Origin of the sequence: Asanoa siamensis (assembly GCF_016862555.1) — a bacterium.
In the GTDB taxonomy this organism is placed as follows: domain Bacteria; phylum Actinomycetota; class Actinomycetes; order Mycobacteriales; family Micromonosporaceae; genus Asanoa; species Asanoa siamensis.
This window is the reverse complement of the sequence record NZ_BONE01000191.1, coordinates 1-1,429: the sequence shown is the minus strand read 5'-3', so window position 1 is coordinate 1,429 and position 1,429 is coordinate 1. Positions and strand designations below refer to the sequence as shown.

General features: G+C 66.6%; 1 protein-coding gene and 1 pseudogene. One reads left to right on the top strand and one right to left on the bottom strand.

The genetic code is table 11. The annotated features are described in order from the left end of the window. On the top strand, positions 1–350 hold a 350-nt coding region (locus Asi02nite_RS41180), incomplete at its 5' end, for a hypothetical protein (protein ID WP_203719471.1). A gap of 340 nt (positions 351–690) precedes the next feature. Here the strand turns inward: Asi02nite_RS41180 and Asi02nite_RS41175 are convergent. Next, positions 691–801: pseudogene (locus tag Asi02nite_RS41175) on the bottom strand (vitamin K epoxide reductase family protein); the annotation flags it as partial. Between the last annotated feature and the right edge of the window lie 628 nt (positions 802–1,429).

Here is a 1,429-nt window from a genome sequence, read left to right as displayed (position 1 = left end):
GTGCGGACGACACCGGTGTCGGAGGAGACCTGGTGCTCTGCTGGCCGGTGGCGAAACCCGTCGACGCGGCGTTCATGGTCAACGGGTTGCGCCTGGAGCACGGCACGCTGCCGGAGCGGCGCGAGTCGTTCGTCCGGCTTGACCTCTCCTCCGACCAGTCGTCACCGGACGCGGCCAGCGATGCCGCCCCACACCCGGCCTTCATCGCCCTGATGGAGCATCTGGAGCGGTGCGGGGACGACACCGAGCTGATCAGGCAGGTCGGGGTGGCCGGCCAAGACCAAAGGTCAACGGGAATCGAGGTCGCCGTGACCACGGCCGTCGGCCCTGCGGTCACAGCAGCGGGCTGAAAGGGCCTGTCCGGCGACATCCGCCTGGGGCCACTGGACCCGGCCGTCGCTTCGACGGTCGGGTCCGGACTGCGACGCGGGGATGTCACGCAGGTCTTGTCGCGACGAAGATGGCTTCTGCTTCCTGCTGGCCGTGGTCTTCAGAGTTCGGAACGCATCCGTTCTTAGCGACCCGGCGCGTCGACCGCGGTGGTCCCCGAGCGGCTCGACCTGCCCGCGCTGATTGCGGCCGGACACAGCGCGTACACCGACGCGATGGTCGCTGTCCTCGTGGCCTGCGCCGCCGTCTGATCAGCGCCAGAGGGTGAGAATGGCGCTGCACGGGTAAAACGCCGCGGCCCAGGTTCCGCAGGGTCACGTAGGTGAACAGGACGATCATGACGACCCAGACCACCATGCAGTACGGGCAGAGCGCGCCGATACGTAAGAGGCTCTGGAAGAACAGCCAGTGCTAGATCTTCTCAAAACTGCCCTGCCGAGCGGGCGCCTCCGCCGCGTGCGCGCGGCGTTGAAGGCGTTCGGGTGGCTGGTGATCGGGAAGTAGCGGACCACGTAACTGCTCCGGTCGCCGTGCTCAGCGCGCAACTTCTCCACGTCCGGGTACGCGGCGCCGCACGCCCCACACTCGAAGTCCAGGATCTCGACGACAGTGGAGCGGTCTGCTGCCGCGTTGGACAGGCGGTGGATAACCGTCCGGCCACGGGCGAGGATACAGCGAACGCTAACCCTTCCGGCTCTTCGAAGTTGAGCGGGGCATTCGGTACATCGGTGGCCGGGTCTGTTTTCGCGTCCGCGTCGACTGAGGAGAGTGACCGCGAGCGGAACCAGGGCAGGCCGGGAGCACCGCGACAATGCCTCTCTGCCACGTCGACACGGTGCAATGTGCAGACTGGCGAGCGAGTCGGCGAGGGGGGGGCGCAGGAAAAGCATTCCGATCGGACATGTCAAACACCAGCAGCGCCCAGCACCGATGCGCCCATGCCGTGGTAGCTGAAGTGGTAGTGATAGCTGTCCACCCAAAGACGACGGGGCGCTGCTCACATCAGTTCTTTCTTGTACAGGCCCTCCACCGCGCGACT